Origin of the sequence: Pseudomonas sp. SWRI81, from assembly GCF_014268545.1 — a bacterium.
In the GTDB taxonomy this organism is placed as follows: domain Bacteria; phylum Pseudomonadota; class Gammaproteobacteria; order Pseudomonadales; family Pseudomonadaceae; genus Aquipseudomonas; species Aquipseudomonas hamedanensis.
The window spans coordinates 91,461-106,288 of record NZ_JABWQS010000014.1 but is presented as its reverse complement, the minus strand read 5'-3'; the positions used below and the strand labels follow the sequence as shown (position 1 = coordinate 106,288).

The window sequence follows — 14,828 nt, the reverse complement described above, 5'->3', positions numbered from 1 at the left end:
GTTGTCCTGTTGGTCAGCAATTTGCATTGACCCTCAGCACACACAACAAAATGGAGCTGCCATTCATGCAAACACGTCCGCTGCACAAACTGCTGTGCGCCGCCATCGGTCTGGGGATCAGCCTGAGCGCCAGCGCTGCCGATCCGCTGAAGGTCGGTTTCGTTTACATCGGTCCGATCGGCGACCACGGCTGGACGTATCAGCATGAACAGGGGCGCAAGGCGCTGGCGGATAAGTTCGGCGCGCAGATCACCACCAATTACGTGGAAAACGTCGCCGAAGGCGCCGACGCCGAGCGGGTCATTCGCAACATGGCCAAGGACAAGTACGACCTGATCTTCACCACCTCTTTCGGTTATATGAACCCGACGCTGAAAGTCGCCAAGCAGTTTCCCAAGGTGACGTTCGAACACGCCACTGGCTACAAGCAGGACAAGAACCTCGGCACCTACCTGGCGCGTACTTACGAGGGGCGCTACGTCGGCGGTTTCCTCGCGGCCAAGATGACCAAAACCAAGAAGATCGGCTATGTCGCCTCGTTCCCGATTCCCGAGGTGATTCGCGACATCAACGCCATTCAACTGGCCTTGAACAAGTACAACCCCGGCACCGAAATCAAAGTGGTGTGGGTCAACTCCTGGTTCGATCCGGGCAAGGAAGCCGATGCCGCCAACGCCCTGATCGATCAGGGCGTCGACGTGGTGTTCCAGCACACCGACAGCCCGGCGCCGATCCAGGCCGCTGAACGACGTGGCGTATACGCGGTGGGTTACGCCTCGGACATGGCGCATTTCGGGCCGAAAGCGGTGCTGACTTCCATCGTCAACGACTGGGCGCCGCACTACATTCAGGCGACGCAAAGCGTCATCGATCACACGTGGAAACCCCAGGATTACTGGGGCGGCCTGAAGGAAGGCACGGTGCAACTGCCGATCAGCGACCTGGTCCCGGCACCGGTGAAAGCCGAGGCCGAGCAGATCATCGCTGACATCAAGAGCGGTGCATTGCAGCCGTTCACCGGGCCGATCAAGGATCAGAGCGGTGCGGAAAAAATCCCGGCGGGGGTGAGCGCGACGAATGCAGAACTGGCGTCGATGAATTACTACGTCGAGGGTATGAAGGCAGAGATGCCGAAGTAATCCCCAAATCAGACATCGTCCCTGTGGGAGCGGGCTTGCTCGCGAATGCGGTGTGTCAGGCAATACATTTAGCGACTGACACGACGCCTTCGCGAGCAAGCCCGCTCCCACATTTGAGACTTCACAGTATCCAAGGATTGTGCATGAACAGTCTTCCCATCATCGACATCAGCCCGCTCTACACCACTGACGAAAGCGCCTGGCCCGCCGTGGCCGAGCAGATCGACCAAGCCTGTCGCGAGTGGGGCTTTTTCTATATCAAGGGCCATCCGATTTCTGCGCAGCGCATCGATGCCCTGCTCGATCACGCCCAGCGCTTTTTCGCCCGGCCCGCGGCAGAAAAACTCAAGATCGACATCACCCAGACCCGTCACCATCGCGGCTATGGCGCGATTGCCACCGAGCAACTGGACCCGGACAAACCCAGCGACCTGAAAGAAACCTTCGACATGGGCCTGCACCTGCCGGCCGATCATCCCGAAGTGCTGGCGCAAAAGCCGTTGCGCGGGCCAAACCGCCATCCGGCGCAACCCGGCTGGGAAGCCCTGATGGAGGCGCATTACTGCGACATGCAGGCGCTCGCGCAAACCCTGCTGCGGGCGATGACGATTGCGCTGGGGATCGAGCGCGACTTCTTCGACACGCGCTTCGTCGAGCCGGTCAGTGTGCTGCGCATGATCCATTACCCGCCGCGTCATACCGCCAGCTCCACCGAGCAGCAAGGCGCCGGCGCGCACACTGATTACGGTTGCATTACCCTGCTCTACCAGGACAGTGCGGGCGGTCTGCAAGTTAAGAACGTTCAGGATGAATGGATCGACGCGCCGCCGATTGACGGCACTTTCGTGGTCAATCTCGGTGACATGATGGCGCGCTGGAGCAATGACCGTTATCGCTCGACACCGCACCGGGTGATCAGCCCGCTCGGGGTTGATCGTTATTCAATGCCGTTCTTCGCCGAGCCGCACCCGGACACGCGCATCGAGTGCCTGCCCGGGTGCCAGGACGCCGCGCATCCGGCGAAATATCCGACCACCACGTGCGCAGAGTTCCTGCTGTCGCGCTTCGCCGATACCTACGCCTATCGCCGCGAGCAGGAAGCCGTGTGATGGATCGCCTGGTCAGGTTTTGCCGATTATTTCGCCGCGCCTCTGTAGAATGCCGGCATTGCACCTGATGAGAAAAGACTATGTACGACTGGCTCAACGCCCTGCCCAAGGCTGAACTGCACCTGCATCTGGAAGGCTCGCTGGAGCCTGAATTGCTGTTCGCCCTCGCCGAACGCAACAAGATCGCCCTGCCGTGGAGCGACGTCGAAACCCTGCGCAAGGCTTATGCGTTCAACAACCTGCAAGAATTCCTCGACCTGTATTACCAGGGCGCGGACGTGCTGCGCACCTCGCAGGATTTCTACGACCTGACCTGGGCCTACCTGCTGCGCTGCAAGGCACAGAACGTGATTCACACCGAGCCGTTCTTTGATCCGCAAACTCACACCGACCGGGGCATCCCGTTTGAAGTGGTGCTCAATGGCATCGCCGCAGCACTCAAGGACGGCGAGACGCAACTGGGCATCAGCAGCGGTTTGATCCTTAGCTTCCTGCGTCATCTGAGCGAAGAAGAAGCCGAGAAAACCCTCGATCAGGCGCTGCCGTTCCGTGACGCGTTTGTCGCGGTCGGTCTCGACAGTTCGGAGATGGGCCATCCACCGAGCAAGTTCCAGCGCGTCTTCGATCGCGCCCGCAACGAGGGCTTCCTCACCGTGGCTCACGCCGGTGAAGAAGGCCCGCCGGAGTACATCTGGGAAGCCATCGACCTGCTGAAAATCCAGCGCATCGACCATGGCGTGCGCGCGATCGAAGACGAGCGGCTGATGCAGCGGATCATCGACGAGCAGATTCCGCTGACGGTGTGCCCGCTGTCGAACACCAAGCTTTGCGTGTTCGATCACATGTCGCAGCACAACATTCTCGACATGCTCGAGCGCGGCGTGAAGGTCACGGTGAATTCCGACGACCCGGCGTATTTCGGCGGTTACGTGACCGAAAACTTCCATGCGCTGCATGAACACCTGGGCATGACGCAGGACCAGGCCAAGCGTCTGGCGCAGAACAGCCTGGATGCTCGGTTGGTAAAACCTTAAACAACATCGCAGCACCAATGTAGGAGTGAGCCTGCTCGCGATAGCGGTGTGTCAGTTGAAGAACTCATATCTGGCACACTGCTATCGCGAGCAGGCTCACTCCTACAATTTGACTGTGTTCAGCCAGTGACTTCGGTTTCAGTCAGCTCTTCCAGGGTTTTCCCCCGAGTCTCCATCCCGAACAGCCACACCACCCCCGCGGCAACCGCAAAGCACGCCGCGCCCAGCGCAAATACCCCGCCCTGCCCGGTTATCGGGAACACCAGTCCAGTCACTAACGGCCCAAGCAGCGAGCCGACACGCCCGATCGCCGAGGCAAAGCCCGAGCCGGTCGCCCGTGCTGACGTCGGGTACAACTCCGGCGTATAGGTGTAGAGCACCGCCCACATGCCGAACAGAAAGAATTGCATCAGCAATCCGGTGCCGATCAGCAGCGCAACGTTGCCACCGAATACCGCGCTCTGACCGTAAAGAAACGCCATCACCCCGCCGCCAAGCAACGTGACGATGCACACCGGTTTGCGCCCCCAGCGCTCGACCAGCCACGCCGCCATCAAGAACCCGGGAATCCCGCCGAGGGAAATCAGCACGGTGTAATACACCGATTGAGTCACGGCGAAACCCGATTGCTGCAGCAGCGCACTGAGCCATGAGGTCAATCCGTAGAAACCGAGCAGGGCAAAAAACCACAGGCTCCAGATCATCGTCGTGCGCTGGCGGTACTGTGGCGACCAGATCTGCTGAAGCGCCGAAAAGAAATTGCCCGGTGGCGTCACGGTGCGTGGCAGCCGCACCGGTTCAGGCAGCGTCGCACCGCCCAATGATGCACGGACGCGTTGCTCAATGCCGTTGAGTACCTGGTCCGCGTCCGTCTCGCGCCCGGCCTGTTCCAGCCAGCGCGGTGACTCCGGGATGAAAAAGCGGATCACCAGCACAAACACCGCCGGCACTGCCAGGACCAGGAAGATGTCGCGCCAGCCAATCAGCGGCAGCAAAAAATACGAAAGTACCCCTGCGGCGACAAAACCGAGCGGCCAGAAACCATCCATCAGCGCGATGTAGCGCCCACGCCGCTGGGCCGGGATCAGTTCCGACAGCATCGACTGGGCAATCGGAAATTCCATGCCCATGCCGATCCCCAGCAGAATGCGGAATAGCGTCAGGGTCTCGACCGTTTGCGCGGTCGAACACAGGTAACTGGCCACGCCCCACAACACGATGCTCCACTGGAACACCGGCTTGCGGCCGAAACGGTCGGCCAGCATGCCCGACAACGAGGCGCCCAGCACCATGCCGAAAAAGCTCGAACTGGCGAGCAACCCGGCCTCGGCGCTGCTCAGTCCGAATTCGGCTTTGATGGAACCGAGCAGGAACGTCATCATCGCCAGGTCCATGGAGTCGAAGAAAAACGCCAGGGCAATGATGATGAAAATGATTCGGTGATAACCGCTCAGTGGCAAGCGTTCCAGTCTTTCTGCTGCGCTGAAGCGTTGAGTGTCCATGCGGTGTCCCCCTCCGGAAAAATCCCCGGAACGAGTGTGCGCGATGGTGATTCAGAGGCCGTACTGAATGCGACCTGCCCGCAGCCGTGGACGACGCCGTCCCCGGCCTGACCAGCGCCAACGCTCTATAACGCCACTTCCAGCTCGGTTTCCCGGGCAAAACGATGGATTTCCCGTTGCCCGGCGGCGGTCAGTTGCAGGGCGCGGGAATCGTTGGGCAAGGTCAGCCAGCCGGACTGCATGAACAATTGCAACAACGCCGCGCCGAGTGAACCGCCCATGTGCGGACGGCGCTCGCTCCAGTCCGGGCACGCGCACGCGACCTGCACATTGCGATGGGCCAGGGCCTGGATGAATACGCCGCGTTTGGCCAACTGGGTCGAACCCTTGTGCGTCACGACCACCCGCTGTTCGAGCTGCTCGATCCAGCCGGCATCGAGCAGGCGTTGATACAGATCGGCCGCCAGTGTGCCGCCCAGATGATCGTCGCAGAAACGCGCGCGCAACAGCGAAGACGGCGCCGCTTGGGGCTTGACCATCGCAGCGGTGCGTTTCAGCGCCGCCGGTATCGCGCGCGGGGCGCTGGCGATGGTGGCGCTGGCCAGTGCCTCGATTGCCGCGCCGACCTCCGGTGCCGCCAGGCGAAAGAAGCGTTTTCGACCGCGTATTTCGACTTTCAACAGACCGCCAGCGGACAGCCGCCCCAAGTGCGCACTGGCTGATGACGGCGAGAGCCCTGCCAGCAGCGCCAGCTCTTCGGTTTGCCGGGCCGAACCATCCATCAACGCCCACATCATTGCGCTGCGCTTGGGGTCGGCCAGCAACGTGGCGATCTGGCTGATGCAAGGTGCATGTTCCATGTGTTCACTCCCTGTTGAATCGTATCGTCTACCGCTCGAAGACATCTTGGCCGGTAATCAGTCAGCGGCCAAGACGCGGAAATCGCCATGGGCCGTGGCAAGGCAGGCCGCTGACGCAACCTGCTCCGGCACAGAACCCGCAGCAGGTGCGCAACCGTCACTTGAGTCCTGGCGATGCAGTGCGAGGGCATCCGGGACGGGGTGTCGGTGCTGGTATGAGGCGGGCGCTAGTATAAGCGGGTTAGGCGCCGAGTCCTGCGCCGGGGCCTGCGCACTTGGTGATTGTTCCTGACAGAAATTTCTCTATTTACCTGCGACTAATGATCAAGTTTAAGAAAAGCGGGAAATTGACTACTCAGTTCAGCGCATCGGCTGGCGAGCATCTCGCGCAAAAGGTTCACCGGCTTACTCAACTGTGCGCGATGTGCGCACAGCAGATTCAGCGGTGCGCGCTCACACAGCAGCTCCGGCATCAGTACTTTGAGGCGCCCGGCCAGCACATCGGTGCCCACGTCGAGCCAGGATTTATAGGCGATCCCGGCCCCGGCCAGCGCCCACAACCGCACGACGTCGGCGTCATCGCTGAAGCGGTCGCCACTGACGGTCAGACTGACTTCGCGTTTGCCATCATGGAAACTCCAGTGGTCATGAACGCGGCTGCCGAGCATGTACAGCAGGCAGTTGTGCTGGGCCAGTTGCTCGAGCTGGCGGGGTTCGCCATGCCGCGCCAGATACGCCGGCGAAGCACACAGCACCCGGCGGTTGTGCGCGGCGATGGGCAAGGCCACCAGCGTGGAGTCTTCCGGCTCGCCATAGCGCAAGGCGATGTCCACCGGCTGGCGAAACAGGTCGGCGATACGGTCGCCCAGCAACAGGCGCACCGTCAGTTTCGGATGCTCGCGCTGAAATTCATCGAGCCAGGGCAACAGCAGGTTGCGCCCGAAATCCGAGGGCGCCGACAATTGCAGAACCCCGCTGACCTGATCCTGCCCGCTGGCCAGCCAGCGCCGGCCCTCATCGAGATTGCCCAACGCCGCCCGCGCGTATTCGAGAAAGCCCTCGCCCTCGGCCGTCAGGCGCAGGCTGCGGGTCGAACGCGCGAGCAACCGCGCGCCGAGCTGCTGTTCGATGCGTTTCAACGCTGCGCTGGCCACGGCGGCGGACATGTCCATCACCCGCGCCGCCGCCGACAGGCTACCGAGATCCGCCGCCCGGACAAACAACTGCAAATCATCGAAACGCAGCATCCTCAGCCTCGATTATCAAAAAAATATTGAAAGAGACTGCTCTTTTAGCCGGTTTTATCCCGCAGAGAAATAGCCAATGATGGCCTCATCGAATTCCACCGCTGTCCTGGTCAAGTGCCACGGCGCGATTGTCTGATTTGTTCTATTACCTGTACGGAGCCACCCATGAAAGCCATCGCCTATTACGCCTCGCTGCCCATCAGCGACACCAACGCCCTGCAAGACATCGAACTGCCAGAACCGGTCGCCGGCCCGCGCGACCTGCTGGTGGAAGTCAAAGCCATCTCGGTCAATCCGGTCGATACCAAAGTGCGGCAGAACGTGGCCCCGGAAAACGGCGCGGCGAAGGTGCTGGGCTGGGACGTTGCCGGTGTGGTCAAGGCCGTGGGCAGCGATGTCACCCTGTTCAAGGCCGGCGACAAGGTGTTCTATGCCGGTTCGATTGCCCGGGCCGGTGGCAACAGCGAATTGCACGTTGTCGATGAACGCATCGTCGGCCATATGCCCAAGTCCCTCGGTTTTGCCGACGCCGCCGCCCTGCCACTGACCGCCATCACCGCGTGGGAGCTGCTCTTTGAGCGTCTGCAAATTCGTGAGGGCAATAACAATGAAAACCAGCGCCTGCTGATTATCGGCGCAGCGGGCGGGGTGGGCTCGATTCTTACCCAATTGGCCAAGCAGTTGACGGGGCTGAACGTGATCGGCACGGCCTCCCGCGAGCAGACTCGTGACTGGGTCAGCAAACTGGGCGCCGACCTGGTCATCGATCACAGCCAGCCGCTGAGCGAAGAACTGAAACGCGCCGGCATCGACAGCGTGACCCACGTCGCCAGCCTGACCCAGACCGATCAGCATCTGCCGCAACTGGTCGAAGCCCTTGCGCCGCAAGGCAAACTGGCGCTGATCGACGATCCGAAGTCGTTCGACATCAGCCTGCTCAAGCGCAAGAGCCTGTCGCTGCACTGGGAGTTCATGTACACCCGCTCGCTGTTCGAAACGCCGGACATGATCGAACAGCACAAGCTGCTCAACCGCGTCGCCGAGCTGATCGATGCCGGCACCTTGAAGACCACCGTCGGCGAGCACTTCGGCACGATCAATGCAGCCAACCTGCGTCGCGCCCACGAACTGCTGGAAAGCGGCAAGGCCAAGGGGAAAATTGTTTTAGAAGGTTTCTGAAAACACAAAACCTCGCAGTCGCTGCTCTGCCAGAGCGGCTGCGAGGTTTTTTGCCGTCAGTCAGTTGCCTGACCCTTGTCACAATTGCGCGCGTATTGGGGTCTACAATCGAAGCCTCTGCGATACATCTTTTACGCAAGGGAGGTCAGCAATGAAGATCCTGATAAAAGAAGTGGCAAAGTCTCAATGGCAGGTTCGCCTGGACCAGCACGTCGTGACCTTTCGCAGTGAAGCCGAGGCTTTGGCCTTCACTCGCACCCTCGAAGCGCGACTCTGCGCGCCCCATCGAATCCCCGAACACAGCCAGCAGCGCGCTGCTGGCTGAAGTGTTCAAACCTGGGCCTGTGCCAGTGCCCGGGCATTTTGCAGACGTCGAGTGAGCAGCGCGACGCTCACTACCAGCAAACCGCACAGGCTGATGACCATGGCCATCGGCACCGCGCTGCCGTCGTGCAACACCCCCACCAATGCTGCTGCACCGGCGGCGATGCTGAATTGCAGGCAACCGAGCATCGCCGACGCGCTGCCGGCGCGCGCGCCCTGGCCGTTCATCGCGCACGCCGAGGCGTTGGGGATGATGCAGCCGAGGCTGGCAATGCAGATGAACAACGGAATCAGCAACGGCCACAAGGCGTCAGGATGCATCGCGCTTACCGCCAGCAACGTCAGCCCCGCAAGGAAATACACCCACACTGCACGCACCAGCAAAAACGCCGGGCCACGTTTGGCCAGCAGGCGTGCGTTGACCTGCGCGACCAAGATGAAACCTGCTGCGTTGGTGCCGAACAGCCAGCCGAAATGCTCGGCCGGAACGCCGTACAGCTTGATGAAGACAAACGGTGAACCGGCGATGTAGGCAAACATCCCGGCGATGGCGATGCCGCCGGTCAGCGCGTGGCCCAGATAAACCGAATCCTTGACCAGTCGCGTGTACTGACGAAGCGCACCGGACAAGGGCTGGCGCGGCATGTGCGCCGGCATGCTTTCCGGCAGACCGAGCGCTACCGCCAGCCCCGCCAGGGCACTGAACCCGGTCAAGACCAGGAAGATCGACTGCCACCCCGTGGTGTTGACCAACAGGCCGCCAAGCATCGGCGCCAGAATCGGTGCCAGGCCCATCACCAGCATCAGCTGCGAAAAGACCTTGGCCGAGCCCACCGCATCGCACTTGTCACTGACCACGGCCCGGGAGATCACCATACCTGCGCAGCCGCCCAGTGCCTGGACGAAGCGCGCGCCGATCAGCCATTCGAGATTGGGCGCGTAGGCGCAGGCCAGCGACGCCAGGGTGAACAGGCCGACGCCGCTGAGCAGCGGAATGCGCCGACCGAACCGGTCTGCGATCGGACCGTAGGCCAGTTGACCCAGCGACAGGCCAAGGAAATACGCCGCCAGCGTCAGCTGAACATGCTGTTCATCGGTGCCGAACGCCAGCGCCATGGCCGGAAACGCGGGTAAGTAGAAGTCGATCGCCAAGGGACCGAAGGCGCTCAAGGCGCCGAGTATCAGAATCGTACGGAAGTTCATCAGGCATCCAGATGGGCAAGTCGCAGCCCGACAGTCTAGCTGCGCCCGGACGCCTTGAACATTCCGATAGCTCGCTAACGATCAAAAAGCACAGCTTACCTGTGGCAAGGGAGCTTGCTCCCTCACCACAGGGTTTGATCGATATCAGGCGAGTTTGACCTCATACCCTTCTTCGCGAATCGCTTCGATGACCTGATCGGCACTGAGCGCACTTTCGACACCGACCTCTTTTGCTGACAGATCGACGCGCACACTGGCCGCCGGATCGATGGCCTGCACGGCATGGGTAATGGCTTTGACGCAGTGACCGCAGGACATGCCTTGAACGTTGAACACTTGCATGGAAAGACTCCTTTGAGTGAGGTTGCCGGCAGTGTCGAGCTTGCCACGATGGCAAGGTCAAGTTCTGCGCAAAACTGCCGGGCTGGCAATCGGCGCCGCGCTCGGCCAAGCTGCGTACATCAATGACTCGAATTCAGGAGATTCAGCCATGCGCTGGTCAGCTTTGAGCCTGTTTGGCTTGCTCAGCCTTTTCGCCGCCGTCCCCCAGGTGCAAGCCGCCGGTGAGGATTACGCGGTGCTGATCATTTCCCGCGAGCGCCTGGAAGTGGCGACGTCGTGCGAGATCGGCGTGTACATTCAGGACCAGCTCTCGGCACGCCTGTTTCAGGAGCAGAGCACCTCGTTCAATTTGCCGCCGGGCAAGGTTTCGCTGCGCTTGAAACTGTTGCCGGGCCAGGCACCGGGGTGCAATCCCGGAATGCTGGCGCCGGGCTCGCAGGAAGTCGTACTGCATGCCGGTGATGTGCTGAAGTACCGGTTGGCGATGAATGCTGAAGGTGTTTACCTGAAACGAGCCGATCTCGGTTATTGAGCACACCCAGGACCTGTGGGAGCGGGCTTGCTCGCGAATGCGGTGGTTCATTCAGCAATGATGTTGCTGATACACCGCTTTCGCGAGCAGGCTCGCTCCCACAGTGGGTTTTGCGGCGTGTTGAATAATGGCGCTTGACCTTGCCCGCGTGGCAAGGTTGATCCTGTAGGCAACTTCTACAGGGAGCGTGACCGATGTCCGAATCCATCACTTTCGATCTGCCGATTGCCGGCATGACCTGCGCCAGTTGTGCCGGGCGCGTCGAGCGGGCCTTGAGCAAAGTCAACGGCGCCAGCGCCGTCAGCGTCAACCTCGCCACCGAACAGGCGCGGGTACAGGCGCCCGGCGACAGCCTGCCGGCGCTGATGCAAGCGGTGGAGCGCGCCGGTTACAGCGTGCCTCGGCAAACCCTTGAACTGAGTATCGACGGCATGACCTGCGCATCCTGCGTCGGTCGCGTCGAACGCGCCCTGAAAAAAGTCCCCGGTGTGAACAGCGTCAGCGTCAATCTGGCCAATGAACGCGCCCATCTCCAATTGCTCGGTCAGGTCGATGCGCAAACCCTGCTCGATGCGGTGAGCAAGGCCGGTTATTCCGCCAGCGTCTGGCAAGCCGAACGCTCGCAGTCGGATGATCAACAAAAACGCTTGCACCGCGAACGCTGGGCGCTGATCTGCGCGATCGCCCTCGCCCTGCCGCTGGTGGCCCCGATGCTGCTGCAACCGTTCGGCATCCATTGGATGCTCCCGGCCTGGGCGCAATTTGCCCTTGCCACGCCCGTGCAGTTTATCTTCGGCGCGCGCTTTTACGTGGCGGCCTGGAAAGCCGTGCGCGCCGGCGCCGGCAACATGGACTTGCTCGTCGCCCTTGGCACCAGCGCCGGTTACGGCTTGAGCCTGTATGAATGGGCCACCGCGGGCGAGCGCATGCCGCATCTGTATTTCGAAGCCTCGGCGGTGGTCATCGCCCTGGTGTTGCTCGGCAAATACCTTGAGAGCCGCGCCAAGCGCCAGACCGCCAGCGCCATCCGCGCGCTGGAAGCATTGCGCCCGGAGCGGGCGATTCAGGTGATCGACGGCCGCGAGCAGGATGTCGCTATCAGTGCCCTGCGCCTCAATGATCTGGTGCTGGTCAAACCCGGTGAGCGCTTCCCGGTCGACGGCGAAGTCATCGACGGCCAGAGCCACGCCGACGAAGCGCTGATCAGCGGCGAGAGCCTGCCAGTGCCGAAACAACCGGGCGACAAGGTCACCGGCGGCGCCATCAATGGCGAAGGCCGCTTGCTCGTGCGCACTCAGGCGCTGGGCGCAGAAACCGTGCTGGCGCGCATCATTCGTCTGGTGGAAGACGCCCAGGCAGCGAAAGCCCCCATCCAGAAGCTGGTGGATAAAGTCAGCCAGATCTTCGTACCGACGGTCTTGCTGCTGGCCCTCGCCACGCTGTTCGGCTGGTGGCTGTATGGCGCGCCGCTGGAAACGGCGCTGATCAACGCCGTTGCCGTTTTGGTCATTGCTTGCCCCTGCGCCCTCGGCCTCGCCACCCCGACGGCGATCATGGCCGGCACGGGCGTTGCCGCACGCCACGGCATTCTGATCAAGGACGCCGAAGCGCTGGAGCGCGCCCATGAAGTCAGCAGTGTGGTGTTCGACAAGACCGGCACGCTGACCTCCGGCACGCCGCGTATCGCCCACCTCACGGCGGTCGATGGTGACGAAGACAATTTGCTGATTCTCGCCGGCGCCCTGCAACGTGGCAGCGAGCACCCGCTGGCCAAAGCGGTGCTGGACGCCGCAGCCGAACGCGGCTTGAAGGTGCCGGATGTCAGCGACAGCCAGTCGCTGACCGGTCGCGGTATCGCCGGCGATCTTGCTGGCCGGCGTCTGGCGCTGGGCAATCGCCGAATGCTCGACGAAAGCGGTTTGAGTGCGGGTCGCTTGAGCGAATCAGCCGAGACCTGGGAGCGCGAAGGCCGCACGCTGTCCTGGCTGATCGAACAACGTCCGGACCCGAAAGTGCTGGGCCTGTTTGCCTTCGGTGACACGCTCAAACCCGGCGCACTGCAAGCGGTGCTACAACTCGCCGCGCGGAATATCCACAGCCACCTGCTGACCGGCGACAACCGCGGCAGCGCACGTGTGGTGGCCGAAGCCTTGGGCATCAGCAATGTCCACGCCGAAGTGCTGCCGGCCGATAAAGCCGCAACCGTCGCCGAGCTGAAGAAAACCGGCGTGGTTGCCATGGTCGGCGACGGCATCAACGACGCGCCGGCACTCGCAGCGGCCGATATCGGTATTGCCATGGGCGGCGGCACCGATGTCGCCATGCACGCGGCCGGCATCACCCTGATGCGCGGCGATCCACGTCTGGTGCCGGCGGCGCTGGAGATCAGCCGCAAGACCTATGCGAAGATCCGCCAGAACCTGTTCTGGGCCTTCGTCTACAACCTGATCGGCATTCCGCTGGCGGCGTTTGGTTTGCTCAACCCGGTGCTGGCCGGTGCGGCCATGGCGCTGTCGAGCGTCAGTGTGGTGAGCAACGCGCTACTGTTGAAGACCTGGAAACCCAAAGACCTGGAGGAGCACCGATGAACATCGGCCAAGCAGCCAAGCACAGTGGCCTGAGCGCAAAAATGATCCGTTACTACGAGTCGATCGGGTTGCTCAAGGCAGCGAGTCGCACTGACAGCGGTTACCGCGTCTACGGCGCCGATGACCTGCACACGCTGGCGTTCATCAAGCGCTCGCGGGACTTGGGCTTTTCCCTTGAGGAGGTCGGCAAGCTGCTGACCCTGTGGCAGGATCGCCAACGTGCCAGCGCCGATGTGAAAGCGCTGGCGCGGCAACACATTGACGAGCTGAACCAGAAGATCCGCGAACTCGGCGAGCTGCGCGATACCTTGCAGGATCTGGTCGAGCATTGCAGCGGCGACCACCGCCCGGACTGCCCGATCCTCAAGGAGCTGGCGTCGGGCTGCTGCGCGCAACCCGCTCGCGCCTGAGCGCCAGCGCCTTCAGCGCACAGAGGGTGCCGAGGGGAATGCCGTGGAACAGCATGACTACGGCACCCGGTGTCCACCATGCATAGAACGGCGCGGCGATCAGCATGCCGATGCCGAAACCGGTCATTTGCAGTAGGGTCAGAACGCTGAAGATCGGCAGGCGCAGGGCCGCCGGTTCGCGTTGCAGACGAGACAGTAGGCTCACTTCGGAAATGCCGTCGCCCAGCCCCGCCGGCAAGGCAAACAGCAACAGACCGTAGAGGCTGTGCTGCTGGAACATCAGAATGAAACCGCACGACATCAGCGCCACGCCGCAGAAAAACCGTCGTTCGAGATGGCGGTTGTCCGAGCCTTTCAGGCGACTGGCGATGCGCGCGCCGAGCAGTTTGCCGCTGGCCCACACGGCGAGCGCCAGGCCCAGTGTGGTACTCGCCGCGTCCGGAGTAAGCAGCTTCGAAATGATCGGAAAACCAACGTTGTGCGCGGCGCTGCCCAAAGTGTCGGCCATCGTCACCGCGAGCATGGCGGCGACTACCGGGGCACTGCGCAGCCCCTGTTTGAGGGCCGTCCATTCACCGCGTTCGGCGACGTCGCTGCCCATCGGCTTTTCAAAGCGCAGCGGCACGATCAGCAACGCTGCCAGCAAATAGGTCAGGGCATTGAGGGCGAACACCGTCGCGAACCCAAACCCCGCCACCAGCAACCCCGACACCAGACTGCCGCCGACCATCGCTGCGGATGAGGCCGAAGTGATCCAGGCGTTGGCCTTGAGCAACTGCTGCGCGGGGATCAAACGTGGTAGCTGACTGTTCAGGCCGATGGCGAACATCGAATTGCCCAGGCCGAGGCCAAAGGCAATGAACGGCAACAGCCATGCCTGCTGATTCGCCGGTGTGATCAAAAGCAGCCCCAACAGCACGGCGCGCAACAGATCGAAAGCAATCAGCGGCGCGCGGCCCTGCCAGCGTCGGTAAAACCACGTGCTGATCAGGCTGGCGAAGATCCCGCCACCGACACGACTGGCGAGGAAGATGCCGACGCTCATGGCGCTGTTACTCAGCAGGTAGACATAGGTGGCGAGCGCGACCATGTTGAGGAACGCGCCAAAATCGGAGATCAGCCGGGCACTGACGATCAAGTGGGTGTTGCGCGAGGTGGTCACATTCAGTCCTTGAGTGTGCGAAGGTCGGTCAGAGTCCCATACAACTATCAGCAACACCACAAACCCCTGTAGGAGTGAGCCTGCTCGCGATAGCGGTGTATCAATCAACACTGTATTAGCTGATACACCGCTATCGCGAGCAGGCTCACTCCTACAGGGATCGGTGGTGTTTACCAATGGCGCAGGTACAAAAAACC

At 61.8% G+C, this 14,828-nt stretch carries 14 protein-coding genes; 8 read left to right on the top strand and 6 right to left on the bottom strand.

The features are described 5' to 3' along the window. Positions 1-65: 65 nt before the first annotated feature. From HU765_RS11805 to HU765_RS11795, 3 genes are all read left to right on the top strand, one after another. Complete coding sequence (locus HU765_RS11805; protein ID WP_186620592.1) at positions 66-1,139, top strand: BMP family ABC transporter substrate-binding protein; 1,074 nt, start codon at positions 66-68, stop codon at positions 1,137-1,139. Positions 1,140-1,282: 143 nt separating this feature from the next. Then, positions 1,283-2,248 carry a 2-oxoglutarate and iron-dependent oxygenase domain-containing protein gene (locus tag HU765_RS11800; RefSeq protein WP_186620590.1) on the top strand — a complete coding sequence of 322 codons (966 nt, stop codon included), beginning with the start codon at positions 1,283-1,285 and terminating at the stop codon, positions 2,246-2,248. Between the two features lie 80 nt (positions 2,249-2,328). After that, positions 2,329-3,282 (top strand): adenosine deaminase, encoded by a 954-nt coding sequence (locus HU765_RS11795; RefSeq protein WP_186547394.1) that lies wholly within the window; start codon positions 2,329-2,331, stop codon positions 3,280-3,282. Between the two features lie 119 nt (positions 3,283-3,401). Here HU765_RS11795 and HU765_RS11790 read toward each other — a convergent pair whose 3' ends face one another. The 3 genes from HU765_RS11790 to HU765_RS11780 all read right to left on the bottom strand — a co-directional run bounded on the left by HU765_RS11790 (position 3,402) and on the right by HU765_RS11780 (position 6,891). Continuing rightward, the gene (locus tag HU765_RS11790) at positions 3,402-4,784 is read right to left on the bottom strand and encodes an MFS transporter (RefSeq protein WP_186547396.1); all 1,383 of its coding nucleotides are present in this window, start codon (positions 4,782-4,784) and stop codon (positions 3,402-3,404) included. 125 nt (positions 4,785-4,909) lie between these two features. Then, positions 4,910-5,644, bottom strand: a complete 735-nt coding sequence (locus tag HU765_RS11785) for a helix-turn-helix transcriptional regulator (RefSeq protein WP_186620588.1) — start codon at positions 5,642-5,644, stop codon at positions 4,910-4,912. Positions 5,645-5,961: 317 nt separating this feature from the next. Next, positions 5,962-6,891 carry a LysR family transcriptional regulator gene (locus tag HU765_RS11780; protein ID WP_186620586.1) on the bottom strand — a complete coding sequence of 310 codons (930 nt, stop codon included), beginning with the start codon at positions 6,889-6,891 and terminating at the stop codon, positions 5,962-5,964. A 165-nt stretch (positions 6,892-7,056) separates the two neighbouring features. Here HU765_RS11780 and HU765_RS11775 point away from each other — a divergent pair, with 165 nt between their 5' ends. Together HU765_RS11775 and HU765_RS11770 are read left to right on the top strand one after the other, a co-directional pair. Then, the gene (locus HU765_RS11775; RefSeq protein WP_186620582.1) at positions 7,057-8,070 is read left to right on the top strand and encodes a zinc-binding alcohol dehydrogenase family protein; all 1,014 of its coding nucleotides are present in this window, start codon (positions 7,057-7,059) and stop codon (positions 8,068-8,070) included. 151 nt (positions 8,071-8,221) lie between these two features. Then, positions 8,222-8,395, top strand: a complete 174-nt coding sequence (locus HU765_RS11770) for a hypothetical protein (RefSeq protein WP_186547404.1) — start codon at positions 8,222-8,224, stop codon at positions 8,393-8,395. A 5-nt stretch (positions 8,396-8,400) separates the two neighbouring features. On the opposite strand, the gene HU765_RS11765 is transcribed toward HU765_RS11770, so the two are convergent. Next, positions 8,401-9,597 (bottom strand): multidrug effflux MFS transporter, encoded by a 1,197-nt coding sequence (locus HU765_RS11765; protein ID WP_186620580.1) that lies wholly within the window; start codon positions 9,595-9,597, stop codon positions 8,401-8,403. Positions 9,598-9,741: 144 nt separating this feature from the next. Next, the gene (locus tag HU765_RS11760; RefSeq protein ID WP_186620578.1) at positions 9,742-9,939 is read right to left on the bottom strand and encodes a cation transporter; all 198 of its coding nucleotides are present in this window, start codon (positions 9,937-9,939) and stop codon (positions 9,742-9,744) included. A gap of 148 nt (positions 9,940-10,087) precedes the next feature. On the opposite strand from HU765_RS11760, the gene HU765_RS11755 reads away from it, so the two are divergent. The 3 genes from HU765_RS11755 to cueR all read left to right on the top strand — a co-directional run bounded on the left by HU765_RS11755 (position 10,088) and on the right by cueR (position 13,469). Further along, on the top strand, positions 10,088-10,471 hold the full coding sequence (locus tag HU765_RS11755; protein WP_186547410.1) for a hypothetical protein: 384 nt from the start codon (positions 10,088-10,090) through the stop codon (positions 10,469-10,471). A gap of 194 nt (positions 10,472-10,665) precedes the next feature. After that, entirely contained in the window at positions 10,666-13,059 is a 2,394-nt protein-coding gene (gene cueA, locus HU765_RS11750) for a copper resistance metal-translocating P1-type ATPase CueA (RefSeq protein WP_186620576.1), read from the top strand. After that, entirely contained in the window at positions 13,056-13,469 is a 414-nt protein-coding gene (gene cueR, locus HU765_RS11745) for a Cu(I)-responsive transcriptional regulator (RefSeq protein WP_186547414.1), read from the top strand. Before cueA ends, cueR begins: the two co-directional genes overlap by 4 nt. On the opposite strand, the gene HU765_RS11740 is transcribed toward cueR, so the two are convergent. Beyond that, positions 13,423-14,631 carry an MFS transporter gene (locus HU765_RS11740; RefSeq protein ID WP_186620574.1) on the bottom strand — a complete coding sequence of 403 codons (1,209 nt, stop codon included), beginning with the start codon at positions 14,629-14,631 and terminating at the stop codon, positions 13,423-13,425. The genes cueR and HU765_RS11740 overlap by 47 nt on opposite strands. Positions 14,632-14,828 lie beyond the last annotated feature (197 nt).

Bases quoted from the DNA above. Each gene is read 5' to 3' on its own strand.
- HU765_RS11760 (WP_186620578.1), bottom strand. From the start codon at position 9,939: ATGCAAGTGTTCAACGTTCAAGGCATGTCCTGCGGTCACTGCGTCAAA.
- cueR (WP_186547414.1), top strand. From the start codon at position 13,056: ATGAACATCGGCCAAGCAGCCAAGCACAGTGGCCTGAGCGCAAAAATG.
- HU765_RS11770 (WP_186547404.1), top strand. From the start codon at position 8,222: ATGAAGATCCTGATAAAAGAAGTGGCAAAGTCTCAATGGCAGGTTCGC.
- HU765_RS11780 (WP_186620586.1), bottom strand. From the start codon at position 6,891: ATGCTGCGTTTCGATGATTTGCAGTTGTTTGTCCGGGCGGCGGATCTC.
- HU765_RS11755 (WP_186547410.1), top strand. From the start codon at position 10,088: ATGCGCTGGTCAGCTTTGAGCCTGTTTGGCTTGCTCAGCCTTTTCGCC.
- HU765_RS11800 (WP_186620590.1), top strand. From the start codon at position 1,283: ATGAACAGTCTTCCCATCATCGACATCAGCCCGCTCTACACCACTGAC.
- HU765_RS11795 (WP_186547394.1), top strand. From the start codon at position 2,329: ATGTACGACTGGCTCAACGCCCTGCCCAAGGCTGAACTGCACCTGCAT.
- HU765_RS11805 (WP_186620592.1), top strand. From the start codon at position 66: ATGCAAACACGTCCGCTGCACAAACTGCTGTGCGCCGCCATCGGTCTG.
- HU765_RS11765 (WP_186620580.1), bottom strand. From the start codon at position 9,597: ATGAACTTCCGTACGATTCTGATACTCGGCGCCTTGAGCGCCTTCGGT.
- HU765_RS11790 (WP_186547396.1), bottom strand. From the start codon at position 4,784: ATGGACACTCAACGCTTCAGCGCAGCAGAAAGACTGGAACGCTTGCCA.
- cueA (WP_186620576.1), top strand. From the start codon at position 10,666: ATGTCCGAATCCATCACTTTCGATCTGCCGATTGCCGGCATGACCTGC.
- HU765_RS11775 (WP_186620582.1), top strand. From the start codon at position 7,057: ATGAAAGCCATCGCCTATTACGCCTCGCTGCCCATCAGCGACACCAAC.
- HU765_RS11785 (WP_186620588.1), bottom strand. From the start codon at position 5,644: ATGGAACATGCACCTTGCATCAGCCAGATCGCCACGTTGCTGGCCGAC.